The 26,943-nt window shown below is 49.9% G+C and carries 24 protein-coding genes and 1 pseudogene; 7 read left to right on the top strand and 18 right to left on the bottom strand.

The features are described 5' to 3' along the window. Window positions 1-10: 10 nt before the first annotated feature. The 5 genes from ACM1PF_RS00500 to ACM1PF_RS00480 all read right to left on the bottom strand — a co-directional run bounded on the left by ACM1PF_RS00500 (window position 11) and on the right by ACM1PF_RS00480 (window position 5,667). Entirely contained in the window at window positions 11-2,272 is a 2,262-nt protein-coding gene (locus ACM1PF_RS00500; protein ID WP_416671450.1) for a M23 family metallopeptidase, read from the bottom strand. 13 nt (window positions 2,273-2,285) lie between these two features. Beyond that, window positions 2,286-2,912, bottom strand: a complete 627-nt coding sequence (locus ACM1PF_RS00495) for a hypothetical protein (RefSeq protein ID WP_416671448.1) — start codon at window positions 2,910-2,912, stop codon at window positions 2,286-2,288. A 133-nt stretch (window positions 2,913-3,045) separates the two neighbouring features. Then, complete coding sequence (locus ACM1PF_RS00490; RefSeq protein ID WP_416671446.1) at window positions 3,046-4,683, bottom strand: hypothetical protein; 1,638 nt, start codon at window positions 4,681-4,683, stop codon at window positions 3,046-3,048. A 3-nt stretch (window positions 4,684-4,686) separates the two neighbouring features. Continuing rightward, window positions 4,687-5,433 (bottom strand): hypothetical protein, encoded by a 747-nt coding sequence (locus ACM1PF_RS00485; protein WP_416671445.1) that lies wholly within the window; start codon window positions 5,431-5,433, stop codon window positions 4,687-4,689. Window positions 5,434-5,436: 3 nt separating this feature from the next. Further along, complete coding sequence (locus ACM1PF_RS00480) at window positions 5,437-5,667, bottom strand: hypothetical protein (protein ID WP_416671443.1); 231 nt, start codon at window positions 5,665-5,667, stop codon at window positions 5,437-5,439. A 27-nt stretch (window positions 5,668-5,694) separates the two neighbouring features. Here ACM1PF_RS00480 and ACM1PF_RS00475 point away from each other — a divergent pair, with 27 nt between their 5' ends. Then, window positions 5,695-6,864: an IS630 family transposase gene (locus ACM1PF_RS00475; RefSeq protein ID WP_416669750.1), complete on the top strand. Its 1,170-nt coding sequence runs from the start codon at window positions 5,695-5,697 to the stop codon at window positions 6,862-6,864. 889 nt (window positions 6,865-7,753) lie between these two features. Here the strand turns inward: ACM1PF_RS00475 and ACM1PF_RS00470 are convergent. Genes ACM1PF_RS00470 through ACM1PF_RS00455 form a run of 4 tightly spaced genes read right to left on the bottom strand, consistent with a single transcriptional unit; the run spans window position 7,754 to window position 12,022 of the window. Further along, a complete protein-coding gene (locus ACM1PF_RS00470) occupies window positions 7,754-8,566 on the bottom strand; it encodes a hypothetical protein (protein WP_416671440.1) in 813 nt (270 codons plus the stop codon). 3 nt (window positions 8,567-8,569) lie between these two features. Beyond that, window positions 8,570-11,374: a hypothetical protein gene (locus tag ACM1PF_RS00465; RefSeq protein WP_416671437.1), complete on the bottom strand. Its 2,805-nt coding sequence runs from the start codon at window positions 11,372-11,374 to the stop codon at window positions 8,570-8,572. Further along, a complete protein-coding gene (locus ACM1PF_RS00460; RefSeq protein ID WP_416671433.1) occupies window positions 11,364-11,675 on the bottom strand; it encodes a hypothetical protein in 312 nt (103 codons plus the stop codon). Before ACM1PF_RS00460 ends, ACM1PF_RS00465 begins: the two co-directional genes overlap by 11 nt. A 32-nt stretch (window positions 11,676-11,707) precedes the next feature. After that, window positions 11,708-12,022 carry a hypothetical protein gene (locus tag ACM1PF_RS00455; protein ID WP_416671431.1) on the bottom strand — a complete coding sequence of 105 codons (315 nt, stop codon included), beginning with the start codon at window positions 12,020-12,022 and terminating at the stop codon, window positions 11,708-11,710. Between the two features lie 1,007 nt (window positions 12,023-13,029). Between ACM1PF_RS00455 and ACM1PF_RS00450 the strand changes: the two genes are divergently transcribed. Continuing rightward, window positions 13,030-13,479, top strand: coding sequence for a hypothetical protein (locus tag ACM1PF_RS00450; RefSeq protein ID WP_416671429.1), 450 nt, complete (start codon window positions 13,030-13,032; stop codon window positions 13,477-13,479). A gap of 90 nt (window positions 13,480-13,569) precedes the next feature. Here the strand turns inward: ACM1PF_RS00450 and ACM1PF_RS00445 are convergent, their stop codons facing one another. Continuing rightward, window positions 13,570-13,716: a hypothetical protein gene (locus tag ACM1PF_RS00445; RefSeq protein ID WP_416671427.1), complete on the bottom strand. Its 147-nt coding sequence runs from the start codon at window positions 13,714-13,716 to the stop codon at window positions 13,570-13,572. Window positions 13,717-13,773: 57 nt separating this feature from the next. On the opposite strand from ACM1PF_RS00445, the gene ACM1PF_RS00440 reads away from it, so the two are divergent. Beyond that, window positions 13,774-14,244 carry a hypothetical protein gene (locus ACM1PF_RS00440; protein WP_416671425.1) on the top strand — a complete coding sequence of 157 codons (471 nt, stop codon included), beginning with the start codon at window positions 13,774-13,776 and terminating at the stop codon, window positions 14,242-14,244. Window positions 14,245-14,324: 80 nt separating this feature from the next. On the opposite strand, the gene ACM1PF_RS00435 is transcribed toward ACM1PF_RS00440, so the two are convergent. Continuing rightward, window positions 14,325-15,398: a WD40 repeat domain-containing protein gene (locus ACM1PF_RS00435; RefSeq protein ID WP_416671422.1), complete on the bottom strand. Its 1,074-nt coding sequence runs from the start codon at window positions 15,396-15,398 to the stop codon at window positions 14,325-14,327. Continuing rightward, complete coding sequence (locus ACM1PF_RS00430; RefSeq protein WP_416671421.1) at window positions 15,395-16,366, bottom strand: CobW family GTP-binding protein; 972 nt, start codon at window positions 16,364-16,366, stop codon at window positions 15,395-15,397. Before ACM1PF_RS00430 ends, ACM1PF_RS00435 begins: the two co-directional genes overlap by 4 nt. Window positions 16,367-16,544: 178 nt before the next feature. Between ACM1PF_RS00430 and ACM1PF_RS00425 the strand changes: the two genes are divergently transcribed. Then, complete coding sequence (locus ACM1PF_RS00425) at window positions 16,545-16,793, top strand: hypothetical protein (RefSeq protein WP_416671418.1); 249 nt, start codon at window positions 16,545-16,547, stop codon at window positions 16,791-16,793. Between the two features lie 19 nt (window positions 16,794-16,812). Here ACM1PF_RS00425 and ACM1PF_RS00420 read toward each other — a convergent pair. The 5 genes and pseudogenes from ACM1PF_RS00420 to cysS form a co-directional block, all read right to left on the bottom strand. Then, window positions 16,813-17,708 (bottom strand): annotated as a pseudogene (locus ACM1PF_RS00420) (alpha/beta fold hydrolase). Between the two features lie 160 nt (window positions 17,709-17,868). After that, on the bottom strand, window positions 17,869-19,518 hold the full coding sequence (locus tag ACM1PF_RS00415) for a nucleoside recognition domain-containing protein (RefSeq protein WP_416671415.1): 1,650 nt from the start codon (window positions 19,516-19,518) through the stop codon (window positions 17,869-17,871). A gap of 19 nt (window positions 19,519-19,537) precedes the next feature. Continuing rightward, a complete protein-coding gene (locus ACM1PF_RS00410; protein ID WP_416671412.1) occupies window positions 19,538-20,656 on the bottom strand; it encodes an NAD(P)/FAD-dependent oxidoreductase in 1,119 nt (372 codons plus the stop codon). 8 nt (window positions 20,657-20,664) lie between these two features. After that, window positions 20,665-21,732 carry a WD40 repeat domain-containing protein gene (locus tag ACM1PF_RS00405; protein WP_416671409.1) on the bottom strand — a complete coding sequence of 356 codons (1,068 nt, stop codon included), beginning with the start codon at window positions 21,730-21,732 and terminating at the stop codon, window positions 20,665-20,667. Between the two features lie 12 nt (window positions 21,733-21,744). Beyond that, window positions 21,745-23,205, bottom strand: coding sequence for a cysteine--tRNA ligase (cysS, locus tag ACM1PF_RS00400; RefSeq protein ID WP_416671406.1), 1,461 nt, complete (start codon window positions 23,203-23,205; stop codon window positions 21,745-21,747). 84 nt (window positions 23,206-23,289) lie between these two features. On the opposite strand from cysS, the gene ACM1PF_RS00395 reads away from it, so the two are divergent. After that, window positions 23,290-24,237, top strand: coding sequence for a ribulose bisphosphate carboxylase small subunit (locus ACM1PF_RS00395; RefSeq protein ID WP_416671404.1), 948 nt, complete (start codon window positions 23,290-23,292; stop codon window positions 24,235-24,237). A gap of 22 nt (window positions 24,238-24,259) precedes the next feature. Here the strand turns inward: ACM1PF_RS00395 and ACM1PF_RS00390 are convergent, their stop codons facing one another. Then, a complete protein-coding gene (locus tag ACM1PF_RS00390; protein WP_416671403.1) occupies window positions 24,260-26,035 on the bottom strand; it encodes an ABC transporter ATP-binding protein in 1,776 nt (591 codons plus the stop codon). 137 nt (window positions 26,036-26,172) lie between these two features. Between ACM1PF_RS00390 and ACM1PF_RS00385 the strand changes: the two genes are divergently transcribed. Then, complete coding sequence (locus ACM1PF_RS00385) at window positions 26,173-26,589, top strand: element excision factor XisH family protein (protein WP_416671399.1); 417 nt, start codon at window positions 26,173-26,175, stop codon at window positions 26,587-26,589. After that, window positions 26,577-26,924, top strand: a complete 348-nt coding sequence (locus ACM1PF_RS00380) for a XisI protein (RefSeq protein ID WP_416671397.1) — start codon at window positions 26,577-26,579, stop codon at window positions 26,922-26,924. Before ACM1PF_RS00385 ends, ACM1PF_RS00380 begins: the two co-directional genes overlap by 13 nt. Window positions 26,925-26,943 lie beyond the last annotated feature (19 nt).

Below are 26,943 nucleotides of genomic sequence, written 5' to 3'. Positions count from 1 at the left end.
TCGCTTCTCCTCAAAAGTTGATATATTGACGCGGATCAACAGGTTCACCGTTTTCTCGTACCTCAAAGTGCAAATGCGGTCCGGTGCTGCCCCCGCTACTCCCCACGCTTCCCAGAACATCCCCTGGTGCAACCTGTTGTCCTTCTTGAACATTCATATTGTTTAGGTGGGCATACCACGTTTCACGCCCATTGCCGTGGTCGATGATGACCAGTTGACCATAGCCAGAGGTCATCGAGCCACTGATATTGGCAAACACGACCGTTCCGCCATCAGCAGCTTGCACGGGAGTTCCACTCGCGGCACCGAGGTCAATTCCTGTGTGGAATCGTTCATCACCGTAAATTGGGTGAATCCGCCAGCCATATTCACTGGTGACAGGAGCACCAGCAACTGGGGTAGTGAGTTCCCCCGTTGCTCTACCACAGGAGGAATTCCCTTTCGTTTGTACTGCTCCTTCATACTGGGATCTCAGCTCTTCCCCATAGGTTTTGAGCGTCAACCGCCCATGAATGTCAGACGTACTCCCATCAATCGGCGCACCCGCCCCGCCAAAGTGAATTTGTCCCACTCGTTCAATCAATCGTCCGCCTGAAAACCCTTCTCCGATTGCCTGATTGATGTTGCGGGTTTGATCTCCTTTGAATAAATTGTCCTGATCGGATTGGGAGAAAAACCGTTCCACTTCCGCTTCACTGACAGTCGCTCCAGAATCCACTCTTGCTAGAAACGCTGCGCCTCCGTCCCTCTGGCTAATCATCTGCCGCACATCCGATCGATAGCTCATGTATTGGTAGCGTCCTAAGCCTCGACCACAGTGACCGTCACCATCACAGACAAAGCTGCCCACCGAGCTGTAGTTGCCCTCAATGCTGGAGAAGGCGGCTGCTAAAGACTCAAAATCTACTCCACCTGAACCTTCGCCGCAGAGCGACCCATTGCCGAGGAATCTACCATCTCCTCCTGTTAGCGCCGATTCTGGAATCCCCCACTCCCTGGCTTTCTCCAGCACTCCGGCTGGGATAGGAGCCGGATTCGATGCTCCTCCCAGCGCGTCTAATAGTCCCACAAAAATCGGTTCCTTTTCGCGGTGGCTGAGGAACGGTACAGGGCCAAGAAAATAGGGAGTGCATCCGAGATCTGGAACACCTCGGTAACAAACGCGAAAGAATAAGGCAGTGGTAATTGTCCCTGTAGACTCGTCCGTATCCCAGACCACGACTTTAAAGGCATTGCCAAACGGATGTCGCCCAGTCGGTTCTCTGCCTCCATTCACCGCTTTCAACGCACCAAAGCCTCCTTCCACTTCCTGATACTTACCCGAAATCCACTGCTTGCCGTAGAGCGGGCCTGCCAGCTCAGCGTAGCCACAATTGGTTTGACACGCTGCACTGAAGCCGACTTGTTGACTGCCAGAGATCGTGTTGTGGCGATCGGTTTCTGCGGAGCCATAAACGACATCGACAATACCAATCAGCCCGAACACTTCCACGGGATTCGGCATCTGGTCAAAGGGAATATTGGCTAGCCCAGGTACACCAGCGATCGTGCTATTGCCCCAAGCATCGAGATTTTGGAGTGGGACATTGGTGAAGTCAGGAATATCGGTGAGGGCAAATTCATTCAAATTCTCTAACTCACCCAGGCTTAATTGTCCCAGATCAGGATTGGCACTCAAGACTTCGGCAATCGTGGAGTTTGTACCAATCGCATCAGGATTCCAACTGGGCGTGCCAGGAAATTGGTCACGCAGGAGCGCGGCAATCGGAGCCACATCCATCACTCTGTAATTTCCCAACCCTGGAATCGCTGTCACTAAATCATCGATCGTTTGCCATGCGGCCATCTCCAATGCACCCAATGCAATCTGAGAGAGGTCAAGATTCGTCATTTGAGCCAGGGTAGATAGATTGAACAGTTGTAGGTAGAGGCTGGTTTGAAAGTCCCCCAGCTTCAAGTACGTGTCTGCCGTATCGCCTGCTTGCCAAGTGCGAGAGAGGTCATAGCCCAATACTTGATTGACTTCTGGCGGAGCGACAAAGGAACCTGCGGTGAGAATGGGTGGTAAAGAACTGAATGTAATCTGTGACCAATCGGGAACACGGGCGTACTGTCCTTCAGATTCCACAGTCGTGATCGGAAGGTCAGGTTCTGAAGCAATGTCACGGGCGATCGCACCTTCCCACGATACAAACATCACCAGGCAGGACACCATCAGCCCCACCAGGAAGAAGATTAGCAAGGCTATGGCTCGATCGGTTCTGCCTCCCATTGCCTTGTCCTCCTCACAGTGTCACGCTTGGAGATACGGATTGCCCCAGTTCAACTAATCGCACAATGAGTGCTTGAGAGACTCCAGCTTGTGCGGCAGCTACTTCCACATACACTCCCTGACGCACTGCTACAATCAGGTTCTGCAATCGTTCCCACAGCGGGTTGCCTTCAGCAATCAGGTTACGGGACTGTGCCACTCTCAACCCCTGCTCAATCAGTTGTGCCCCACTGCTGCCCTCAATTGAGACAGCTACGGGTTGAGGTTGAATGCCAGAACTTATAGAATCGGGTTGAATCTCTAGGGAGTAGTAATTGGGGTTGCCAGACTCTGGAAACGCAAGACGAAACAGATACAATCCTCCATCGGTTAACACCGTGAGTAATGTGGTTCCAGTCGTAGGTAGATTGGGAAACTCCAGGGGATTGATTCGGCGCAGATGAATCACCCGGGCAGCGCATTCATTTCCCGTTTCAGATACGCTGCAACCAGCATCATCAAAACTCAAGGTGACTTTGGAGAGATCATCCAACCAGACTCGTCGAATCGTTTCGCCTGTGGAGCGGAAGTTGAGTGTTGTCCCGTGTCCTGGGTAAATTTCAACTGTGACAATTTGGCGATCGCCGCGTGCTTGGCTCACTGGAACTGTACGAACTACTTGAGCAACAGCAGAAAATGTAAGTGAAAAAAAGCATAAGGAACTCCCTACGACGGTCAAAAGTCGTTTCATCGTTTTATCCTCGAAGGGTAATTAGAGTAGTAAAAGAAAAGTGTTACATCGGCATAAACAGGGATTGGTTTACAAAGATTTCTACAGGGGTACCAGCTTCTACGAATCGGCCATTCGGTAATTCTTCCAAGCGTTCCACTGCCCGTCGATTACGTTCCTGAATTGTGCCAAGAATTGCGTTTGTTCCACCTTCGATTAACCCTGCTAAAATGTTTGGTTCTGGATTGTTTTCAGTAACCACCGTGCTGGAGCCTCTAGTTTGTATGCGAGTTTCCGATCGTGTGTACAGTTCTGCGGCTCGACCGATCGCGCCCAGGAGAAACTGCCCCGCATCCATCGCCGCAATCTCATCTCCTCGATCCTCGTAATGCTTTGCCATCAAAGGTTCACCCGCTTCACCCCGAACTTGAATTACACCCGTTGGCAGAATCAGTTCTTGTTGATGTCCATTTACATCCCAAGTGGCGGTGGTCGCGGAGAGATGCACCTGCCCAGTCTCGGATATATGGTCGACCTGAACCAAAAACTGGGTTCCACCCGGAAACGCAGTGGCTCCACGGCTATCTATTAAAGATTCGGATAGAATCACTGCAAATTGAGTTTGCCCCTCTGATTCATCTACCACAATCGGAGTTAGCAGAACGCCGGGGCTACGAGTTCCCGCAATGAGTGATTGTGGTATGGAACTACCCTCAAGGATGATCGCTTCTGCATCTTCCAAGACGGATAGAGAAGTTTGGGAAAGCAAATTCCTCGCCTGCATTGCTGAAGCATCCTGGGAAACTTCATCGGGAAAGCGTTGCTCAACATTCAGGGTGTTGTCTGGCGGATTTTCCCGCTCTCTTGTTTGTGGAACACGACCGGACGAAGGCAGTTGCACGGCAGAGGTTGGAGCAATTCGAGCGATCGGCACTGATGAAGTAGCACTCACCAGAGTTGATAAGCCCGGCACAGATTGACTTGCTCCTTGCTGTGCTGAAGAGAACTCCACAGTGGTTATCCCTTCTGGTCGAATCGAGCCATAGCTGCCTAACTGAGCCAACCGTTGCCACTGTTGCATTGGATCAACCAATTGTGTTGGTGCAGCAGATCTTGCGACCGAGGTAGGTCTTGTGACCGGAGCAGGTGTCGTTTGAATTTGAGGTGAGGGGGAATTGTAAACAACTTGCCGAGGGGGAGATTCAGTGCGAGCAGGCATCGGAGTGACCTCAGGCTCAACAGGTGACTTCTCCTGCGTCTCTACCTCCGGCGGTTGCATTTGAGTGTTGCTTTGGCGCAATTGCTGCTCGATCTCAACCTGATCATCGAGTGCCATCCGGGCTTTAAGTTTGGCATTTTCTTCTTGCAGACGTGCCACTTCCTCGCTTTCAGTTGTTTGGGATGGGGCGATCGCTGTATTCAGAACAGGAGCCTCTACTTGCGGGGAGCGATTGCCACCACCTAGGACAAACCAACAGACAATTCCAAACACAGGAAACAGAATCGTTCCAACCAGCGCAAACTTAGGCAATGGTTGTGTCCATCGAGGACGAGGTGAACGCACTTCTTCAATCGAAAATTCGTTTTCTGTAATTAGGGGTTGAACTGAGGGAGCTTGAGTCAACCTGCGGAGATCTTCAGTTGTGATGTCAGTGTCCTGAGTTTGATTGTTATTTGCTGTGGAGGATTTCTTTTCTTGCATCAGTCAGTTCCTCTTTACTGCCTCAAATGGTCGAATCTCCTCAATTTGCAAACCGCTTTCTAGCATTTGGTAAACGATGCGCTGATACTCAGTGGCGTTTTGGGTTAGAGGATTTTGAGGGGGGTCAATTGCCTTAACATAAAAGGTGCGGTTAAACGGGATTGAGTAACCGGATGGATTCGTGCTATCAAAGATGATACGGGTCGCTACCATATCCACTTTCCAACGGTTATCGCCAGCCAACTGGGGAGGGGAGATGGTCTGGGGTACCAGCACGCTGGCAACTCGTCCCTCAAATATTCCCGGAGGAATTACCGCTGCCGCAAGTTCATTTAGAAAAGTGTCGCGGAAGTCCGGAGCCAAGAGAAACGAAGCCTCCCAAGCACCAGTAGTAACACGCCTGCGTCCTTTTACTGCTACACCTGAGTCGATCGCAGTATCTTGGTTTCCAGGAAGCCTTCCCCCCGAGAAGGTCATGATTGCCCAATCTGAAACCGTTTTACGAATGACTTCTGGTTCTCGGTGAAAATAGTCTTCTGTTCGCACCATATACGCTCGTCCATCCACTTGCTGCACTAATGTGGGCGGTGGTTGATTGGCGAGTCTAGAGACTGCAAGAGCAAGCCAGATGAAGGCAATGGTAAGGCAGACAACACCCATTGATAATCCCAGAAATGCCAAGGGCAGGATATCGCTGGAATCGAGCTTGAATCGTTGAGACGTGCGCTTTAGATCAGAAATTCTTTGCATAGTCTATTTAGGAATTGGAATGAATGACGTACCAACTGCAATAATGCGAGTGATGCCCCCACTAACTCCTCGAAAAACGGCCATACCCGCACCTCCAGCTAATGCCAGGGCCAGAATCGGAGCCAGAACACTAACTAACAACAAAAAGCTGAAATCACTTTGATCTTGGGCATTTGCTGCAACGACAACAGTCGCGGCTAACCCCACGATGACGTTGTAGGAGAACTTTGCCATACCTAGTGTGACTTCACCGAAGCTATTGTGCAATTGGTGAGAGCAGAAGTTACGCTAGGATTAACAACTTTTAATTTGCTGATTGTCCTGATGCTTCCCCCCCTATACGTGCGTCCCTTGAGTGAGACTGAGCAAACAGCCCTCGAACAGGGATTGCGATCTAAAAATGCCTTTACCCTACGCCGTTGCCAAATTCTGCTTGCCAGTGCCCGAGGAACTCAAGCCAGAGAAATTGCTGCTGCGGTCGGTTGCAGTGTTCAGACTGTTCGCAATACCATACGTGCCTTCCATCAGCAGGGATTAGCTTGTTTGCAAGCCCAATCGAGTCGCCCTAAAACGGTCAAACCCATCTTTGATCAGGACAAGCGTGCTCAGTTACATCAGTTGCTGCATGCCAATCCTCGGCACTATGGCAAATCTCGTTCCACCTGGACGTTGGACTTGCTAGCAGAGGTGGCTCATGAGCAAGGTCTCACCGAGCATCAGGTGAGCCGTACCACGATTGAGGAAGCACTCAAAGCAATGGGGATTAGCTGGCGTCGAGCTAAAGCCTGGATTGTTTCTCCCGATGAGCAGTATGAGCTAAAAAAGCGGCAACGCGACCGCTTGATCCAGATGAGTGAGCAAAACCCAGATTGGGTGGTAGGATTTCTCGACGAGGTGTGGTGGAGTCGGCTGCGTGATCCAATGATGCACAGTTGGAGTGAGGAGGGTCAGCCATTGCAGTTGGTGGAGAAGACAGCTGACAAAGCTGAAACTGAGCCGAAGGCAATTGCTTGTTATGGCATTTACTTGAGAGCAGAGGCACAAATGTTATTGCGTTTTGTCGAGCAGCGCCCGGTCAGTGAGATCACCTGTCAATTTTTAGAGTGGGTCACGGCTCAAGTGAGCGAGATGGGAAAACGAGTCATGCCGTTGGTCTGGGACAATGCGAGCTGGCATGTCTCTAAACAAGTCCAGCAATGGATTAAACAACATAATGCACAAGTCAAACAAACTGGAAAGGGAGTGCGATTGATCGTGTGTCAGTTACCAGTAAAGAGTCCCTGGTTGAATGCGATTGAACCGAAGTGGATACATGCAAAACGAGCAATTGTAGAACCGCAACAGAAATTGAGTGTACAGGAATTAAAGACCAGAGTGTGTGACTGGTTTGAATGTCCCTTGCTAGAACCCCTTGCAAAAAAGGTCTCCTGAAGTTGCACTAGGCTGAAGAAACCGATCAGCCATGCCCAGAGGGGACGACCCTGCAACGGAATTACTGACCCTGCAACGGCGATCGGACCCAACAATCCTGTCAGCAGCATCGATAGTTCCAAAAGATTTGCAAAGGCCCACTGCCAACCTTTCAGTAACTGTTCTGCCAATGCTTGACTGCCTGTTTGCAAGAAGTAGGCAACCAAAATATCGGTGCCAGGATTGGAAATAAAACTGCGAGACGGATTATTTTCGTATTCTTGTTGAATTTGTTCGGTGATCTGCGTAATTCTTGCCCACTGTCGTTCCACACCTGCTGTCCACCAACCCCTTGCTCTAAACTCTGCATCTAACCGATTTCTAGCTCGCTCTCCAGCATCGATAAAACAGTCAATTTGAGCCTGTCCTTCTTTTGCCTCACATTCGGCATATTCCTGTTGAATCTCGCTTTTGGCTTGCTGAGAGAGGATGACATCGTTGAGGGCTTCTAGCATTGAAATTTCGCCGATTTGCACGTCCAAAACAATCTGAGTTTGAGCATTGATCAAATTACGAATCCCCAATGTAGTAGCCCCTAATAGAGCACCATTATTAAACAACAGTGCCATGACGACAAACACCCAGAGGACTTCTGGTAGAGCAGGTAAAATTCCCCGATCGATCGCGGTTTTGACCCAAATTACAGCAAAAAAGATAAATGCCCCTGCCACAATAACCGCAGCAAATTCAGTGATACCCAGGTACAATCCATTGTTACCGGCAAAAATATCTGACCATCGCTCATTCCAGGCAGCTTGGACTGCTTCTAGTTGGTTAACACTGTCTTCAATAATTCCGATTCCACCTCCAACTTGGGCAAGGAGAAGAGAACCGTAATTCATGTACATGGCTATCCTCTACCTTCATCAGAATAACGGTCTCCCGTATCCAACAGTCCAGGAATATAAACAGGAGCGCGAGCTGCCCTAGTTGTGAGTGCTCTGCGCTCCACCCGTTCGCGACGATTTGATTCGTCGATCCCTTCGCTAGTGTTCGCTGTAAGCTGTGCAATAATGCTGTCCAGGCGTTGCAATTCTAGAAGTGCCAGACGGTTATCTGCCGTTAATGCAGCCGTGTTTGTAACAATGCCTGCTAATACAGAATTCATCTGTGTTTGATTTTTCATCACATCCTGTGTCACAGTGAGCGATCGCGCTTCCTCAGCCAGTCGTTGTGTGGTTGCCAACCCTTGCTGATTAGTTGCCAAAATTGCAGCAACTCGTTCTCCTTCTTCTTGAACTTGCATTTTACCTTCTTCGCCCAACATAGGTGCCGCAAGCGATCGTCCCAGTTCCTGATCGTAGAGATTGGCAACATCGCGCTGACGCACTACTGGATTAATGGTCAACACACCTGAGCCAGGAACCCCATCCGTCGTTCTGACTTCATAAGGATTGGGTGGAGATGAACCCGTCATCGAGATGAGATCGCCCCATTCTCCTCCCAGCGCAACCTCCATGATAATATCCATGATTTCATCTGTTCTGCCAATGCGTCCCAAGATCCGCTCTAGAGGATTGCCGCCTCGAGGATTGAGGACAAGATCGTACCAGGACTCACCAACTCCTCCCGGCATAAATGCAGCCGTGGCAATGCTTGCACCTAGCACTGGAAATAGCAAACCTGTTCCCACCACAATCGTGAATGCAGTTCGTTTTTTCATTGTCTACCTCATTGGGGTTCTGGAAAAATGTTCATTGTTTGTATGGAGTGCTGATGGAGAATGAATGACTTCGACCGTGGATGGATGTCCTTCAGGAACGATCATGTCCATTGATCTCCCAGATTGCATTGCGTTCACATACTCATCTGCAAAGGCTTTGTATCCGGCAAACTTGTTAGGGTGTTGCGCCAGCACGCGATGCCTGGCACGCTGTTCTTTCTGGTTGTTGGCAACGGCTGCCAATAACTCTGGGGCAGGATGGTGGCGACACTGGACTAATCGGGCATCGGCATCGACGAGCCAGTGCGAACACAACTGAGAGGGATTCGTACGGAAGGATTCATTGGTATTGGGCAGCAGCACGGCGGGATTGTAGCCAAAGAAGCGTTCGTAGGATGCCAAAGCGTTCGGTTGAATCGCGCCAATTAAACGAGTATTGAGGTTTTGCAGAATCTGCGACCCTGCGATCGAATTTGCGATCGTATCAGGATCTTGACCAATAATCAGCGGACGAATCCCAGCCTTTGCCCCATTGGCACAGACCTGCCCAATGATTTGAGCAATGCCGTTGTACTTGAATAGAATCGGACTTTCATCAATCGCCAACAGGGAATCCGTCACTTCCAATGCTTTACGAAACGCCATTGACTGAGCGGAAAGTGCCAAAACAGCAGCTTCAATGTTGTCTCCCACATTGCGGAGCGCAAACACAGTGAAGCGAGCATCAGCACGAATGGTAGACGGTTGAGAAATCGCTTTCCCAACGCGGCTGGTCAGCCATCCCTGTAACTCCAGCAGAATTGTAGCGGTTGCCTCACGAGCGAGTTCCGAATCCACACCCAAATCTAGACCTCTAACTGTTTCCACAAAATCCATCAACGTAGGCATCTTCCTCCAGGCTTTACTCCCCAACCCGTGTTCAAACGCTACCTGATACCGCTTCTGGATTTGTGAGTCTGCAAAGAAAACCGCCAGTGCTTGCCAGAGCATCGTGTGGACTCGCTTACCGAGTTGTCCTTCAGTTTGAGTCCCCATTACCATCGTGTTGAGTGCCTTGACCAGGAACTCTTTATAATCTTCCAATCGTTCTTCTTGCTGTTGGAGCGGCAAATGTCGTAAATCTGGAATTTGAAAGAGATTATTCCGTTCAGAGCCAATGTCGAAGTAAGCCCCTTGCTCTCCAAAGAACTTTACCAAATCCGTGTAAGTCGTCGTACCATCGGGTTTGGGATAATCCAGGGAAATGACATTCATCCCATGTGCGATCGCCCAGACAAAAATATCGGATGCCAGAACAGATTTACCGCTGCGGGTTTCACCAAAAATCAGGATGCCCCGGTGTTTGTGAACAAAATCGATCAGTAATGGCATGTTGCCCTGTCGGGTGATCAGTTCTAACCCTTGTGTATCGACTGCTCTGCTACAAGCCAATGGCATCAGGGCTGGAGCCTCATTGGTTAAATACAGTTGTTTGCGATTGTCTCCTAGCAACCAGCCCTCTACAATGGGAAGGGATTTGAGCCATAGTAACCACGCCACTTCTGTTTCTCGGATAAACTCCCCTTGGGGAAAGGCATGAGAGATTTTCTGACAGGATTCATTCAGGCTCTCTGGATCGGTGCGATGGACCAGTGCCAGGACACTCACCCAAATCGGCATCGCTCCCTCAAAAATTTTCTCTTGAGCCTCGATACCGCGTTTAGCCCGCACTTGCGACGCGACATCCACATTCTTAAACTCAGTGGCCCGATAGGTGGCGGTAATATTCTGCCGGGTCAATCGTTGCAGCGTAATCCGAGTCATCATCCGGTCAGCCGCCGCTAACTCACAGACCACCTCGCAGTCCGGAACATTCGCTAAGGCTTGCCAGAGGTAGTAAAGCTGATGCTCAGGTGAGGCAAAGCCAGTGGGTTTAGACTCCAGGGCTAAAGCTCCCACAAATTGACTCCGCACTCGCACCCATTGACGATCGGCTTTCGGATGAGCCGGGCGACCCTGCTCCCCTCGAAGTAGCACTGAAACCGCATGGCCATCGTCTCGAATTTCTTCTTCCAAACAGAGCTTGCCCTGGTTCTCTTGCAAAACCAGGCATTGAGGGAGGGGAGGAGGGGAGTGTGTGTTAAACTGCTGCCACAAGTAGCCCCATAGCTCCTCAGCCGTCATGGCAGATGCCTGAAGCCCCATCCGCGAGTTAATCAACTGTTCCCAATGGAAATAGCCATAGCTGAACGCATGTTTCAGCATTTGTTGATACTGTTCATGCTCCTTGCGCTCCTTCATCCCTTTGAGTGCCTCATATTGGGCAATCATCCAGGCAAGAACCCTTTCCAGGTGATCTGAACTCATTTCTTTCCCAGGTTCTATAGTGTAAGTTGCAAAGAGATAGAGTTGCTTCATTTGGCGTTCGCTGCTTTCGGTTAGCGATCGCGTCGATCGTTGTTGAGCCAGCAGTAGAAATTGTGTCTCCAAACAATCCGTTGCATTGACTAACTGTTCCAACTCCTGCTGACGTTCTCCATCATCGGCAAAGGAACGGAAATGAATGCGAAGCCGATCGCCAGGGCGAAATCCTTTCAGTCCAGCTTCGATTTGATTCAGAGTTGCTTCAGCTTGTTCTCTAGAGAACAGTGTGTGAATCCCTGGGGCTTTGAAGCCAAAAACAAAGCTAAACTGTTGCCCCCGTTTTAGCAGGTAAGCACCGATATTCCGCCCTCGGATATTGAGTTTGCAAATACATTCCAAATGCGTTTCATCTTCAAACGGCTTGAAGTGATAGCATTGTTGTCCAGTCCTTGGTTTAGTCGTCATAGTGGTTCAAACAACGTTTGTAGCGAATGTGTCCTCGTTTCCAATCTGGAACAGTCACAAACTTGTTCGTGAACTTCCACGTCTTTTCCCCGACCACGATCCACCAACTGCTGATGCCCCAGGCACTGATGACCATGAACACCGCAAAGCTCAACTGAAGAATGATCTGAGTTAAGCAATAGGTAAAAACCAGGATGATCCCAGAGGGGGCAAGCAGGTTGGCGGGAATGGGGCCCAGGGTCGGTTGTTGTCCCAGACTTTGATTCACCATCCGAAAAGAATGCTCATTGCGTTCAGCCATAATCGCCAACTCCTGAGCGAGATGCACTCACCTTATGCGCCACCTTCACCAAAGAACAAGGCACTCAACCCTTCAACCAGTACCACTGCTGCCACAATGATGAAGGCGTTTTGCGCTAAGGGTTGCCATTGTTCTCCACGTTGAGCTTGATAGATCGCAAAGAAGACAAACCCAACGGCAGCGACCCAAATCACAACGCGGATTAACCCGAACAAAAACGTGATAATCTCACTGTCCAAATACTCTCCAAAAATGCTGCCGACCTGTTCTTCAGCCGTATCAAAGATTTGAGCTAAAGCTGGGTTTGCATTGGTTGTGATAGCGAGAAATAGGAACGTCCCTAGCAAAAGACCTAGGGTTCTGTATCCTCCTAGATATCGCAACCAAGGATGAGAAGTGGCGATCGGCATCAATAGATTGAACGCGAACGAGCAGCGCAGACATAAATAACTGATACTGATGACAGAATAGAACATGACCGGAAGTTGAATCACCATAAGCAATGTAATGATTGCCAGGCATACGAATCCTAGAAGAGATAATGAGCGAAGCGAATATCCTGCTTCAACTGAAGGATTGAAGACAAAACGAGTATTCGTCATGTTGCAAAAGTCCTGAAACGAAATGTTGCAAACTAACATGAATGATCAAAAGTGACATCTAGCCTTGCATTAGGATCTGGCTAGACAATTCTCCTCACGACCTGACTCGAGTGAGTTCATGAACTGATAGAAACAAACAAGTTCACCTTTTTCGAGCAGTCAACAGCGTAGAAAGTTATAACAGGGCACACAAGCTAGCGGCTATCGCTGATCCTGCCTTCAAAATCTTCAACAAAGGGCGGTAGATTGCCCCTCAAGGAAATGGGTTAAACGGTGGATGCCCAGGAAAGACCACAGAACGGGAATGTCATCCTGAATCCACCAAGCTGTAAGAGCAGAGGATTAATGTCCTACAAAACTCAATTTATATCCTACTTAAGGTAATAGTCTAACAACTTACTCTAGCTTGCAAGTGATTTTATCTTTACTTAAGGATCTTGTGTAGTTTCTTGAACCGCTGGGTTATACCCCTTTTACTTAGAGCCATCCGTTCAAGGAACAATAGCTATTTTCCAGCCCAATATCAAGCTGCTCCATCACTTTACTTGATTCAGCCTGGAAGCCTTTAGCTAAACGGAGATGCTTAAAAGTCCTACTAAGTAGGACTTTTATTAGATTAAAGGCAATGTGAAGTGCCTTTAACTTCTGATCCATCCACTGTAGGGTTTCTATAAAATCGCTCTCGGGTTGTTTACTTCCCTGGCAACGGGATTTACGATGGCATCAGTTGAATTTGATGGACACTCGGCTAGATGTCAAGTCCCAAGCGTAACAATGGAGGAACCCCTGCCAATCCTCAGACACGGCAGGACGAACACCCAGAAGGGGCCTGTCGTCCTACTTTCTATATGAATGCAGAGTTGTTGGCAGCGATCGAGTCCCAATCAACCGCCGAGGATAAAAAGCGATCGCCCTTTGTGGCTGAGGTATTGGAGTTCCTGCTGGCTTCTCCCACAGGGGAACAATTGCGAGAGAATGCCCAGAAGCACCGCCGCAGCCTGGTGCATGAACTAGAGAGCAATCTGGTGTTGTTCAATGAGCATGTTCCTACCGATCGGATTGTGGAGTTAGCGGCTGCTAGTCAGAGACATCCAGATCAGATGCTGGTTCGCCTCATCTTGCTAGGATTACGGGTGTATGAACGAGCACTGGCTCGGATGGAGGCAGACATTGAGGGCAACCATGAATCGCCCAAGGGATAGGCAATTGCCGCATCTCTTTAAGAAGTGTTCCGGATAGTTAAGAATTCTAATGTAGCAATAGATGGATGAGAAAAAACGATACTCGGAGTTCTATACCTCATGCATGGCTAGCTGAGGCAATTCTGTACCGTTGTGGAGTGTGTTTCCTGATGTTCGCTGTTGCGACAGGACTGGTTGTAGCGTACTGCTGGGTTGAGTCAGTGATGCAGCGTACTGCTTGAGGACTTTGCTGTTCATGCCATTTGTTCAACGTTCGATTTTGCTTGTATTTGACCGCTTGGATCTCATACAACGATGGGTCGATATCTGACTAGGCGCTACGTTGCAATTGACTGGGATGAGGCAGTCAGATTAGCGGGACTTGACCAAACGCCGATCGCGGAGATTCGCTACGCTGCTGAGGCAGAACTGATTCATCGCACCGAATGGTGGGCTTGGTGGTCGGATGAGTTGTTGACCACTGCGATCGGTTTACCGGAATCGCTCCAGCCTCAGGGATTGTCTCCAGATGCAGTAGACTTGATCACCGATGTTTGGGAAAGTAATTCTTTATTTCCTCAATGTGGCTGGTCGCTGCTAGCACAGGTACAACACATCCTTAGCATTGAGTTAGTGTTGGGATCTGGTCAAGGAACTGAGCGCCTGCTGACTTGGGAGCAGTTGACAGTTGAACTGGGAGATGGTCAACAGAGAGTGCTGTACCGAGTTTGGGGGCGATCGGATGAAGGCTATTCGTGTCAGATTTGTACAGAACTGCCAAGGTGATGGAATGGGTATCAAACTTCTCGAAGGGGTATTGAAAGCAAGTTGTGCCTTTAGATGAACCTGACGGGTAAAAGAAGAACTTATCGTCCACCAAACCCACGACCACGCGAAGTCTGTGACCAGACCAACAGTTCACCACCCAACCCACCTGCCGCTAATTGATGTCCCTGCGGATGCCAGGTGAGACAGGAGAAGCCGTGGGACACTCCTGTGAGCGATTGAATCAGTCGGGTACCCCGGTGCCAAAGGGCAACCCAACCGTCCTTTGCTGCTGATGCCAATAGGAGTGAACCGGGTTGAAAGGCGATCGCCTGCACCACCCCTTGATGATTACCCAGAATTCGGTTTGCCCAGCCCAAACGCTCATCCCTATCGCGTTCCCAAACGACAACAGCAGCTCCTCTACAAGATGCCAGCAGTGGCACCCCAATACTGGTGGGAACATCTGACCACGCCAGTTGTCGCACTTTACTGGGAAAGCCCTGCATCAGCCACGGAGCCGGATTGCCCCACTCCATCACGCTTAGAGTGCTGTCAAGATTTCCTTTAGCAATGAATTGGTTATTAGGCGACCAGGCGATCGCCACCGTTGCCGAGGGGACATCTAATACCTTCTCCTCTGTATCCCAGTCGTTCGTGTTCCAGACCCTTGCCCCTTGATAGCCCGCCAGCGCCAGATACTTCCCATCTCTGCGCCAATCTAAATCCAGGACGGTCGAAGCCTCGAAGTTAAGCGTCGTCACAACGTTCTGAATATCGGCATCCCAAATCTGAACGTATTTGCCCAGGCTGAAGGCAAGCTCATGCGTTGTCGGACTCCAACAGAGACGATCGACCCAAACAGACTTGTTTTCTAAAGCGGTGATGAGTTTTGGCGCACCCGATTGAAGCGACCAGATCTTGACCTGCCCATCTTGCCCCCCGATCGCCAAAAATTGCCCGTCATGGGAAAACGTAAGACAATCGACAGAGTACCCCGTTTCACTCTGGAGAAGAGTAGATTGGAAACCTGGCAAGCTGATTAACATCACCTCCCCAGCCGCCGAACAAGCCGCTAGAGAATGCCCATCCGGCGACCAGGCGATCGCGGTGACATAATCTGACAAACTGCCTCGCCAGGTTTGTTGAAATTCCAGTTGTGCTTTTGTTTTCATGCCAGACACGCCCGGAAGCCTTCTTTTAGCTGTGTTTCATCCAAATTGCGACCGATAAAGACCAGTTCATTCTTGCGGGTTTCGTTGGGCTTCCAGGGGCGATCGGCTCTGCCGTCAAACAGCATATGAACCCCCTGAAACACAAACCGATTGTCTTCACCCTCAATGTTGAGAATGCCTTTCATTCGGAAAATATCCGGTCCTTGATTGCGTAACAGTTCCCCCATCCAGGTATTCAGCCGCTCAAAGTTCAACACACCCGATTCTGCGATCGCCACAGAACCGACCGTCTCATCATGTTCGTGAGCATCCTCACCTAAGAAATTGGGGTCAATTTCCAGGGCACGACTCAGGTCAAAAGCACCGACTCCCAGGATGCTGTCCATTGCCACTTGAGCATCTCTGGTGCGGTAGATTTTTGCCATTGCATTCATCGAACGGATGCGCTGCTCCAATTCATCCAGTTCAGTGGGTGTAACCAAATCGGTTTTATTGAGCAAAATCACGTCAGCAAACGCAAGCTGTTCGATCGCTTCATCGGCATCCCAGTGCTGGTGAATGTGCTTGGCATCCACAACGGTGACAACGGCATCCAGGCTGGCTTGCGATCGCACGTCTTCGTCCATAAAGAAGGTCTGGATCACAGGAGCGGGATCTGCCAACCCAGTCGTTTCAATCACGAGATGGTCAAACTTATTGCGCCGCTTCATCAGGTTGCCAATGATGCGAATTAAGTCGCCGCGAACTGTACAGCAGATGCAGCCGTTATTCATCTCAAAGATTTCTTCATCGGCATCAATCACCAACTGATTGTCGATGCCGACCTCGCCAAACTCATTGATAATGACCGCGACCTTCTTGCCATGTTCATGAGTCAGGATGCGGTTGAGGAGCGTCGTCTTTCCTGCGCCTAAATAGCCTGTGAGGACGGTTACAGGGACAGAACTTGGAATATCGGCAGCTACCATCGGTTACGCCTCTTTGCTAAAGAACGATAATCATTCTCAAATTATAGATAAAAGCTAAGATTCAACAAGTGTTTTGGGTTGAGGCGGAATTCTGGCAGTTTTGGGTTGAGGAAACCGAACGTTAGCAGGTGAGGAAGTGTGCCAGAATACCCACAACTCATTAATGCGGTAATTTCCAATGCCACCGACACCATCCGACCCGCCAACCAACAAGCTAACCGATGCAGCGATCCGATTTTTCTGGGGTGCTTTTATTGGCTGCTTCCTGGCTCTAATCCCACTCTCCTATGGGTGGTATTTTCTTTCGGATATTACGGCATCCCAGATCTATACCCTTGTTGCCTTGGGAGTAGCAGGAGGGATCGTAGGCGTATTTAGCAATCTCCAGCAAATGGGTCGTTTCTTCGACTCCATTCCCTGGTTTTAAGTTTGATGATGGGTACAAATTAAGCTCGTAGGAACGGTAATACGATCGCTGCTACTTCACTCGCATCTTCCTCATGCATACCCAATGTTCCCGACAGCCGAGCAGATTGGATGTTAGTCAATGTTGCTAAGGCTTCCATTTCAGCCTTTGATTGAGGTGGTGATTGTTCGCCTATGACAACCAGGGTAGGGATGGTGAGGGATTGCCCCACCGTCAAAAACTCGTCTCGATTAGCCATCGGGTCTAGGGTTCCCGTCACAAAGGCGGCTGGGGCGAACCGTGCCCCCGGTTGCTGGGTAATCTGGTGCTTGGCTGCTATAAAGTCTGGGGTAAGCCGTGCTTCATTCACAAACACATGACGACGATACATGAATTTGAGAAAACCGGGAGTTGTATTCAGCCCGTAGAGGAATTGCCCCAGACCGGGGACCGCACCAGTTCCCGCACCCCATCCCGCACAGGTGTTGGCGCACCCATCGCGCATAATGGTCCCTTCCAGGTAGGAGCCACCAACGCCAGTTTTGAGAAAAGGTTTGGCTGTTGAGCAGCTTGCATCGCGTATCCAGCGGCATGTCCGGCAGCGACAACGGCGATCGGTTGCTGGAAGTGGGAGCGAACAAAATCCTGGAGGAGTTGGTGGTAGAGGGCTGGGCAATAGTTTAATGGGGGGCGATCGGATTGCCCAAATCCTAACCAGTCCATTGCAACCACTTGAAAGTGTGGGGCTAACTTTTCGGCAATCCCCTGCATTTCGCCACGAGTGGAAACGGTGCTAAAGGCAGGCAGGAGCAGAACTGGAGTGCCGCTGCCGCGTGTTTCATAGGCAAGTGAATAGGTTTGATTTTGCCAGACCCATTCAAAGAATTGAGTCTCTCCACCAATTTGAGTGGCAGGATTGTAAATTGATGCAGTCATCACAACTTCTCCTCTGGATTCTGGACAAGAAACTATCACCTAAAACTGATAATAGTTCTCATTCTATGGGATGCCGCTTTACGGCAGAGCTAAATCTCTGAAAATCGCTCTAGCAAGGCATCGCGTGAGGCAAAATGACTCATTGAAATCAAACTTTGCTTCACACTGCCCAGAGTAAACGACCGCCCCAAGCTAGAACTAAGGCAAAGCAGATCGCCGCAGTCGCCTGCCTTACCATCAACCCCAGCGCAAACTTGAGTGATTGTTCACGAGCGATCGTCAGTGCCGTCACCAGACAGGGGAACAGTACCCCGGCTAGATAAACGCCTGTGAGGATTTGCACAGGGGACAACAGGCTAACCGTATTAGGTTCAGCAAACAGCAGGAGTCCATCTTTACGGATCGATGCCAGAATCACAGGCAATGCAGCTTCCGGTGGTAGGCGAAACAACCCCATTGCTGGATTAATCAACTGACTCAAACGATTCAAAACACCCAGCCAGTCCAGGACAGAAGCAATTAACGTGATCACCAGAAAAATGGGAATGGCGTTGGTAAAGAACTGGCTCAGCGTTCCCTTTGTCTCACGCCAAATGGCTGACCACCGGGGAACGTCCAGAAACGTGCGATGCTCAATCATGAGACTATTTTGGGGAGACCGAGCCGACTTGGGCGCAATCAGGCGGGTATAAATTAATGTTGTGACAGCCAGGTAGAGCAGGTAAGGAATCACCAGGTAGGGTAAGTTCGCTACACTGAAAACTCCCAGGGTGGCACCCAATTGATAGGAGCAAGCAGAACCAAAGGCGATCGCTGAAATGCAAGTTTTGCGAGAACAACTGGAACAGGCGCGAGTGCTGATCACGGCTGGCACATTGCAGCCAAACCCAATAATGACACGCACCAAATCTCGTCCTGATAAGCCGAAGGGACGTAACAACGGATGTAGGGCAACGGTGATTCGTTCGACTAAACCACTGGCTTTGTAAGCACCCAGGAATAGAGCATAAAGAATAACCGTTGGCACTGCCCAGACAAACAGCAATGGTCCCATTGTGACCAAGCCATAGCGCCCAATCAAAATTTCCCTGGGTAGGGACGGTAAGCCAGAGAGGGCTTCTACCGTTGGGTTGACCAATCCCTGTACGAGTGGATCAACGATCGCCGCAAAGGTATTGGCAAACCAGACCGCAAGAACGGCGGGTATGAGCAGCAGGGCGATCGCCAACAGCCAACCCAAACGGGGATGCTCCAGCAACGTTGGACGCGGTTCGATGTGCCATCCAGCCGGAATGAGATGCCATTGGCTGGGAAAGACCGACGGCTCATGCATTGCCGCTAAAATTTCCTGTCGTTGCGTGGCAGTCAGATGCCTTGCATCCACTGGGATGAATGCCAGATTGGAAGCTTGTTCCCAGCGCTGAACCGTCTGCTGTGTAATGGTTGACGGCAATACCTTATCCCAAAACGTGATGACGACAATTCCCTGCTTACCCGCGACTAAAGGTAATAGATCGGTTAAATCCTCATCCACATGGGTCGCCTTGACCACCAGCAACACCGTGTCATGGATCTGCAATCGTTCTAGCGCGACTCGCGTCGTGGCAGTGTCGGAACGATATAAAATGCCAGGAATATCGACAAAAGTAGCTCCATCTCCGGCATAGGTTTCACAGGTGACTGTAGAGCCACGAAAATTGCTGCTGTAGGGTGTGCGATGGGTCAGAGAGGCGACCAGTTGAGACTTCCCAGTGCTTTCTTTGCCAATTAAAACGATTGTGCGTTGAGTGGAAGCGGTGGAGGGAAACATGGGGGAGTGGGGAGTGGGGTTAACAGATGCAGTCGTTGTCGCAGCAGGAGAGATCGTCCAGAAACATCCCTTCCTGTCGATAACCCTCAAGGGGTGTAGTGTCGATGCCAAGGCGTTGAGCGATCGCATTGGCAACAACGGCAAAACGCTGGCGAAACTTGTAGATAAAGCAGAAGATGACGTTTCCGTGACGCACGGAAGGACCCACTACAAATAATCCTGGAGTGATGGTTGATTCGTCTTCTTCAGTTAATCTGGCATAGCCTTCAGACCAGTTAAACAAATGAGCAATTTGTTTCAAACTGCCCTCAAATCCGGTGCAGAGGATCGGTTGGGTGGGTGACACCCATTTGTTGTATTCGCTATAGACGGCATAGCCACCAGGAACAGTTTTCACCTCTTCGATCGCGGCATTGCCAATCAGTTCTAATCGCCCCGTAGAGTAGCAAAACTCAATCCGCTGAAGGGTGTAGGGAGATAAGGAAATACTGGGATCAGTATCGGGATTTGCCCAAATGCCAGTGCGATCTAAAACTTTGACCCGTTTGCCTAATGCAACTAAATTGGATGCCGCATCCATACCACTTTCATAGCCACCGATGATGATAAATTCATCTCCTTTAAAATAAGTCCAGGATTGAATCTGAGAATTGTGTAAACATAAATCTGCACCCGGAAAAGGAGTTAAGTTGGGATATTGAAATTCCCCAGCCGCCCAAATCAGGAATTGGGTTTTGAGAATACCGTCAGGAACATGAACCAGGAACCCTCTGCACTGTGGTAAAGCTTCAATCTTTTGAACTTCAACGTCGGTATAAACCGGAATCTGAAAGTAATCTACAACCTTCTCTAAATACTGAGCATATTGGTTGCCCGTCAGATGTTCTCGCCGAAAGCTAATGGCAGGAGAGGTTTTTCGGGCGATCGCGTTCAAGTCGAGGTGTCCAAAGCCATGACTGGGGAAGGATGGGGTAATGAAATTCATCTCTTGCGGCCAGCGTCGAAAGGACTCGCCAATTTGATGCCGCTCCAGGATGGCAAAATTCTCCAATCCCAAATCCTTCAGCACTGCCCCAACCCCGATGCCCGATGCACCCGCGCCCACCACAATCACATCAAACGCTTCCGGCTTTTCCATACAGTTCATCACCTATTTGTAGACATAGACCAAACCAACAATTCACCCCGTTGTCCGCCAGCGGCTAAGTGTCGTCCCGTTGGGTGCCATGCCAGACAGGAAAACCCCGCCTCTGCTCCTTCCAATACTTGAGCCGCTTCCAGGGCTGCTTGCCACAGAATAATCCAGCCATCTTCGGACAGTGAGGCAAGCCATCCCGTTTTGGGTTGAAATGCCACGTCCAAGACCGTATCACTGTGCAGGTCTAACACCCAACTATCCCAACCTTCGGGGGATTGCATCCACATCGTCACCAGTTCGCGAGTGGCAGCAGCTAGAATCGGCGGCAGGTCAGGCGATGGCGGTAAATCTGCCCATGCTAACTGGCGAATTTTTCCAGGGAAGCCACGCATGAGAGTGGGCAGGTCATTGTCGTCGGTTGGCTCACGCTGGAGGTGTTGTACTTTTGACCAGTCCAGCACTCCGATACTGTGGTCATGAATCGCGCAAGCCAGCAAGGAACCATCGGGCGACCAGGCGATCGCACTGGCGGGCGAAGTCAACTCCCACTGGTAGCGAGGTGCGCTCCAGTCCTGGCTGTTCCAAATGAGGATGTTGCTTTTGATGGCGATCGCCAGGTGTTTCCCATCCGGCGACCAGCGAATATCTTGTGGACTGGCAATTCCGACTAAACGGGTCACGGCTTTCGCTTGATCCGCATCCCAAATCTGTACGGTTTTTCCTTGATTAAATGCCAGGTGATTACAGGTGGGATGCCAGACCAGGCGATCAACCCAGGAGCCACATTCCAATGTATCCGCAATTCTGGGTACATCTTCATTCGTCTGCCACAGCGTCATGGTGCCATCCTGCCCACCTGCCGCTAACCATTTGCCATCGAATGAAAAGGCTAAGGCATCGATAGATTGACCTGTGGGCTGACATAACGACAGACTCACAAAATTCTTTAACAAGCGCACTTCCCCCGACCCAGAGGCAGCCGCTAAGGTATTGCCCATCGGCGACCAGGCGATCGCCGTCACATAATCCGACAATGTTTCTTTCGCACTTAACTCCAGAATGGATTTTAGGGTCATGATGATGCCTCTTCAAGACCGATGCCAACGGCTCTGTCCATCGGGTTGATCAATTAAGGTAATGCCCACCGCTTGCAATTCATTGCGGATGCGATCGCTCTCGGCATAGCGTTTCTCCTGACGTGCCTGTTGCCGTTGTTGCAGCAAAGCTTCAACCCAAGCAACATCAACGCCTGACTCAGGGATGGATTCTGACTGAATCTCTAAGCCCAAAATCTGCGCCAGGTGAGTGAGGGTTTGCGATCTCTGGTGTAACTGAATATCAGTTAGTTCTGACAATCCTTGATAGCAGCGTAAATTGAACTCCCGCTTCAGTATCTTGGCTAACTCAAATAGCACCGCTAATCCTGCTGCCGTATTCAAATCATCGTCCATTACTGTTTGAAAACGATTGACCGATTCAGCGTCCAGTTCACCAGGAATCGGCATCTGGGATGATAAATTCAATCGCTGCCAATCCAGTGTCAGTCCCTCTTTCAGCGTTTGCCAGCCGTTCTCAGCGGCAACAATGGCATCTTTCGTAAAATCCAATGGTTTACGGTAATGGGCTTGCAGCACAAATAGCCGAATTGCCATTGGGTCAACGGGCTGTGGATAGTCTGACCAACTGCCTTCTAACAATGCTCGAATGGTGGTGAAATTGCCCAACGATTTGGACATCTTTTCACCATTTACTGTCACCATACCGTTGTGCAACCAGTAGCGGGCGAGGGGTTGCCCGGTCAGTACTTCCGACTGAGCAATCTCATTCTCATGATGGGGAAAGACCAGATCCCCGCCGCCGCCATGAATGTCGATCGCGTCTCCTAACCTGGCTCGAATCATGGCAGAACATTCAATATGCCAACCGGGTCGCCCTTGTCCCCAGGGAGATTCCCAGGCAGGCTCACCTGGCTTTGCTGCTTTCCATAGCGCAAAATCAAACGGATATTGTTTTTTGAACTCTGGATCGTTGGGGTCAACTCGTCCCCCCGCACCCGCCTGCATTTGCTCAAGCCGTCGTCCCGAAAGTTTGCCGTACTCTGCAAACTGCCGCACGCTGTAGTAAACATCACCGTCGATCGCGTAAGCATAACCTTTTTCGACCAGTGCCTGGATTAACCGATGAATGGCAGGAATATGCTCTGTCACACGGGGATACTCATCGGCATCCAGAATGTTGAGCCGTCGAATATCTCGGAAATAGGCAGCAATGTAGCGATCGCTCACCGCCTGCATGGTTGATCCTTCTGCCCGGGCGCGATTCAAAATTTTGTCGTCAATATCGGTGAAGTTCTGTACATAGCACACCGAGTAGCCTCGCCATTGCAAATATCGTCGCACCACATCCCACACCATGTAGGAGCGAGCATGTCCTAGGTGGCAATCGTCATACACCGTCACCCCACAGCAATACATCGTCACCCGATCCGGATGAATTGGGATGAACGGCTCTTTGCGACGTGTCAGGGTGTTGTAGAGGGTGAGGCTCATAATGGAAAACTGCTGCCAGGTTCAAAGTACAAACAAGACCTGTTTCCAGGTATTATTTAGAATGATAATCATTCTCATGCTAGCATGGACATCCACAGTATCCCTGCCCCGCCAACTCCCTGGTCGCAGCAATTGGTTGAACCGACGATCGATCCCAGTGTTTACATCCATCCATTAACCAATGTGATTGGGGATGTCCGTATTGGCGCACAGGTGCATATTGCGCCAGGGGTCTCGATTCGTGCTGATGAGGGAATGCCGTTTTACATCGGAGCCAATGTCAACATTCAGGATGGGGCAGTCGTTCATGGGTTAGAGCAGGGGCGTGTCACTGGCGATGATGGCGACCCTTACTCGGTGTGGATTAGTGACAATGCCTCAATTACTCATATGGCGTTGATTCACGGGCCTGCCTATGTGGGCAAGGGGTGTTTTATTGGATTCCGGTCCACTGTATTTAATGCCCGTGTCGGAGATGGCTGTATTGTGATGTCCCATGCATTAATTGAGAATGTGGAGATTCCAGCGGGCAGGTATGTGGCATCTGGCTCAGTGATTATCCATCAGCAACAAGCCGATCGCTTACCCAATGTCCAGGAAGCCGATTCAACCTTTGCCCGTCATGTCGTCAGCATCAATCAAAAACTGCTTCAGGGCTATCTCTGCGCCGACGATCAGGTCTGCATCGCTACCATTCGCAATGAACCCAACGGATACCCAACCGTTCAGCCTGCTTCTCGCAATGGACATCACCCATCCTCACCTCTAAACGCTCAAGCGATCGCCTGGATTCGAGAGGTATTGAGCCAGAAATTCTATATTGGCGTGGAACAGGCGGATACGCGACGGTTTCGGGCAAATTCCTGGTCAGATTGTGGCGTGATTAGAGCAACGCAGGAAGAGGAGGCGATCGCCGCAGTAGCACAACTCCTACAACGCTATCCACATCAATATGTGCGTCTGTTTAGCATCAATCCTGGAACTCGACAGCGAGGTCGTGCCTTGGTGATTCAACAGCCTGACACGCTCTAGTTAATGCAGCGTTAATGCAGCGTTAATGCAGCGTTGGTGAAAGTCCTGACTGTACAGCCCAAAGGTTGCTATAGCTTCCATTCAAAGACAGCAGTTCTTCATGGTTTCCTTGCTCGATAATCTGTCCCTGATCCATTACGTAAATACAATCTGCATGGCGAATGGTAGAGAGGCGATGGGCGATCGCAATCGTCGTCCTATTTTGAGTAATCACTTGGAGTGACTTCTGAATTGCGGCTTCGGTTTCATTGTCTACCGCTGACGTGGCTTCATCGAGAATCAGAATGGGTGGATCTTTGAGGATGGCACGAGCGATCGCCAATCGCTGTCGCTGTCCGCCTGAAAGCTTCTGTCCCCGTTCTCCCACGATCGTGTCATACCCTTGCGGTAATTGCTCAATAAACTCATGTGCCTCGGCTAATTTTGCGGCTTGCATGATTTGCTCACGAGTTGCATTGAAACTACCGTAGCGAATGTTTTCAGCAACGGTACCGTGAAACAAAAAGATATCCTGACTTACCCAACCAATACACTGTCGTAAGTCCAGTAAGTTGAGATTACGAATATCAATACCATCAATTAAGATCTGTCCACTTTGCACTTCATAGAAGCGCAGTAAAAGCTTAACGAGGGTACTTTTACCTGAACCCGTTGCACCCACGATGCCGATTGTTTGACCAGTGGGAACATGCAGAGAGAGATGTTTGAGAACCGGATTGCGACCGTTGTAGGCAAAGGTAATGTCATTAAACTGCACTTCTCCTTGAACGTGATTGAGCGATAGTGAGCGATCGCCATGAGGTATCGCAACAGGCGTATCCAGCAAACCCATCACCCGCCGCACCGATGCCATCGCCCGCTGATATTCATCCATGATTTCGCTCAGCTCGGTGAAGGGCCACAGCAAATTTTGCACAATGAACACCATGAAGCCATACGTTCCAACAGTGAGATTTCCCTGAAGCACTTCTCGCCCACCGAAATACAGGGTGATCACAAATCCCGATAGGATAAAGACCCGCAGTAAGGGCTGAAAGGCAACACTGATCGCGATCGCCCGTCCATTACTGCGACGATAGGCTTCACTTTCGACGTAGACGCGATCGCGCTCATAAGCTTCGGCGGTAAAACTCTTGATCGTGGCAATGCCAGAGAGGTTGTTGGCGAGGCGATCGCTAATCAGTCCAGCTTGATCGCGCACAGCATCATAACAAGGAGCCAAGCGGGATTGAAAGGCAAAGGTACCCCACAAAATGAAGGGAATGGGCACCATTGCTAACCAGGCAACGCCAGGAGCTAGCAGCATAAAGGTGATGCCAATAGCAGATACTCGTGTGAAAAAGTCGATTAAAAACTTGGCACCAAAGTTGAGGAAACGCTCTAGCTGGTTGATGTCATCGTTGAGAATCGACAGCAGAGTACCTGTACTGCGGTCTTCAAAGTAAGCCAGGTCTAGCTCTTGCAGGTGATTGTAGGTATCGACGCGCAGTTCGTGCTGCAAGGTCTGGGCTAGATTTTGCCACAGCTTGTCGGCTGCATACTGACTGAGGGATTCTAAGCCCCAGACGGTGATGGTTAAAATGGACAGCACCAGCAGTTGAGTCAGCGGATTTTGAATGCCAAAGCGAGCGAGCAATGAGGCTTCTTGCTCAACCACAACATCGATGGCAACGCCAATCAAGTAGGGGGGTGCGAGGTCAAGCAGGGTGCGAAGGATGGAGCAGACGACTGCCGCCCAGACTTGTGCCCGATAGGGTTTGGCATAGCGGAGTAGTCGCAGCAGAGGAGCCTGAGTCATGATTCGATAAAATGGGGACAGCAAACCTATGAGTTCTGAGTCAACACTATGGAGGTGGCTCCAAAAGAGAAACTGACTAAAGCCGTTGATCGATCGCTCTTGGTCAGAGCGATTAGGAACTTTAAGGAGAAGTGATAGTGGCTAGGGATCGATTTCATCAGGTTGTCAAAACTGCTTTGATGAAGGACGGATGGATTGTGACTCATGATCCATTACAAATCAAGGTAGGTGGGGTAGATATGGAAATTGATCTGGGAGCAGAGCGGTTGTTGGCGGCAGAGCGAGAAGGTAAAAAGATTGCGGTAGAAGTCAAGAGCTTTTTGACGAGCGCCTCAGCCATTTCAGAGTTTCATACGGCATTAGGACAGTTTATTAATTACCGGGGTGCATTGCGTCGTGAAGAACCCGATCGAGTTCTCTATTTGGCGGTTCCAGATTTGACCTACAACAGCTTCTTTCAGCTTGATTTTCCGGCATCAATGTTGGAAGAAAACAAGGTCAAATTAATTGTTTATGACATTCAGTTGGAGAAGATTGTGCGATGGAAAGTATGAGCGATACATTAACTCAATATCAGCAAATTGTGCAGCAGCTTTTACTGAAATATGCTGAAAGTAAACCTGCCTACGGAGAAATTGAGGTTCAGACAGTTTTTGATACTGAGCGACATCACTATCAAATCGTACATTTGGGCTGGCAGCATAAGCGATGGGTTCATCATTGTGTGATGCATTTGGATATTCGCAGTGAGAAGATTTGGATTTTCTACAACTCAACTGAACATGATATTGCGGCTGATTTAGTCGATTTGGGTGTGCCGAAACACGATATTGTTTTGGGGTTTTATCCTCCTTTTATGCGTGAGATGAGCGATTATGCGATCGGTTAAAGCAGAGTAGTGAGTATTC

Origin of the sequence: Egbenema bharatensis FJBBOT/2019 (assembly GCF_048077055.1) — a bacterium.
GTDB lineage: Bacteria > Cyanobacteriota > Cyanobacteriia > Elainellales > Elainellaceae > Egbenema > Egbenema bharatensis.
Note: the sequence above shows the minus strand (reverse complement) of the source record. Positions and strands in the feature narration are given on the sequence as shown.

Coding starts and splice junctions, on each gene's coding strand:
- ACM1PF_RS00485 (WP_416671445.1), bottom strand. CDS start 5,433: ATGCAAAGAATTTCTGATCTAAAGCGCACGTCTCAACGATTCAAGCTC.
- cysS (WP_416671406.1), bottom strand. CDS start 23,205: ATGAGCCTCACCCTCTACAACACCCTGACACGTCGCAAAGAGCCGTTC.
- ACM1PF_RS00440 (WP_416671425.1), top strand. CDS start 13,774: ATGGGTCGATATCTGACTAGGCGCTACGTTGCAATTGACTGGGATGAG.
- ACM1PF_RS00465 (WP_416671437.1), bottom strand. CDS start 11,374: ATGACGACTAAACCAAGGACTGGACAACAATGCTATCACTTCAAGCCG.
- ACM1PF_RS00425 (WP_416671418.1), top strand. CDS start 16,545: ATGCCACCGACACCATCCGACCCGCCAACCAACAAGCTAACCGATGCA.
- ACM1PF_RS00460 (WP_416671433.1), bottom strand. CDS start 11,675: ATGGCTGAACGCAATGAGCATTCTTTTCGGATGGTGAATCAAAGTCTG.
- ACM1PF_RS00500 (WP_416671450.1), bottom strand. CDS start 2,272: ATGGGAGGCAGAACCGATCGAGCCATAGCCTTGCTAATCTTCTTCCTG.
- ACM1PF_RS00395 (WP_416671404.1), top strand. CDS start 23,290: ATGGACATCCACAGTATCCCTGCCCCGCCAACTCCCTGGTCGCAGCAA.
- ACM1PF_RS00405 (WP_416671409.1), bottom strand. CDS start 21,732: ATGACCCTAAAATCCATTCTGGAGTTAAGTGCGAAAGAAACATTGTCG.
- ACM1PF_RS00380 (WP_416671397.1), top strand. CDS start 26,577: ATGGAAAGTATGAGCGATACATTAACTCAATATCAGCAAATTGTGCAG.
- ACM1PF_RS00490 (WP_416671446.1), bottom strand. CDS start 4,683: ATGCAAGAAAAGAAATCCTCCACAGCAAATAACAATCAAACTCAGGAC.
- ACM1PF_RS00435 (WP_416671422.1), bottom strand. CDS start 15,398: ATGAAAACAAAAGCACAACTGGAATTTCAACAAACCTGGCGAGGCAGT.
- ACM1PF_RS00480 (WP_416671443.1), bottom strand. CDS start 5,667: ATGGCAAAGTTCTCCTACAACGTCATCGTGGGGTTAGCCGCGACTGTT.
- ACM1PF_RS00430 (WP_416671421.1), bottom strand. CDS start 16,366: ATGGTAGCTGCCGATATTCCAAGTTCTGTCCCTGTAACCGTCCTCACA.
- ACM1PF_RS00390 (WP_416671403.1), bottom strand. CDS start 26,035: ATGACTCAGGCTCCTCTGCTGCGACTACTCCGCTATGCCAAACCCTAT.
- ACM1PF_RS00415 (WP_416671415.1), bottom strand. CDS start 19,518: ATGTTTCCCTCCACCGCTTCCACTCAACGCACAATCGTTTTAATTGGC.
- ACM1PF_RS00450 (WP_416671429.1), top strand. CDS start 13,030: ATGTCAAGTCCCAAGCGTAACAATGGAGGAACCCCTGCCAATCCTCAG.
- ACM1PF_RS00445 (WP_416671427.1), bottom strand. CDS start 13,716: ATGAACAGCAAAGTCCTCAAGCAGTACGCTGCATCACTGACTCAACCC.
- ACM1PF_RS00470 (WP_416671440.1), bottom strand. CDS start 8,566: ATGAAAAAACGAACTGCATTCACGATTGTGGTGGGAACAGGTTTGCTA.
- ACM1PF_RS00410 (WP_416671412.1), bottom strand. CDS start 20,656: ATGGAAAAGCCGGAAGCGTTTGATGTGATTGTGGTGGGCGCGGGTGCA.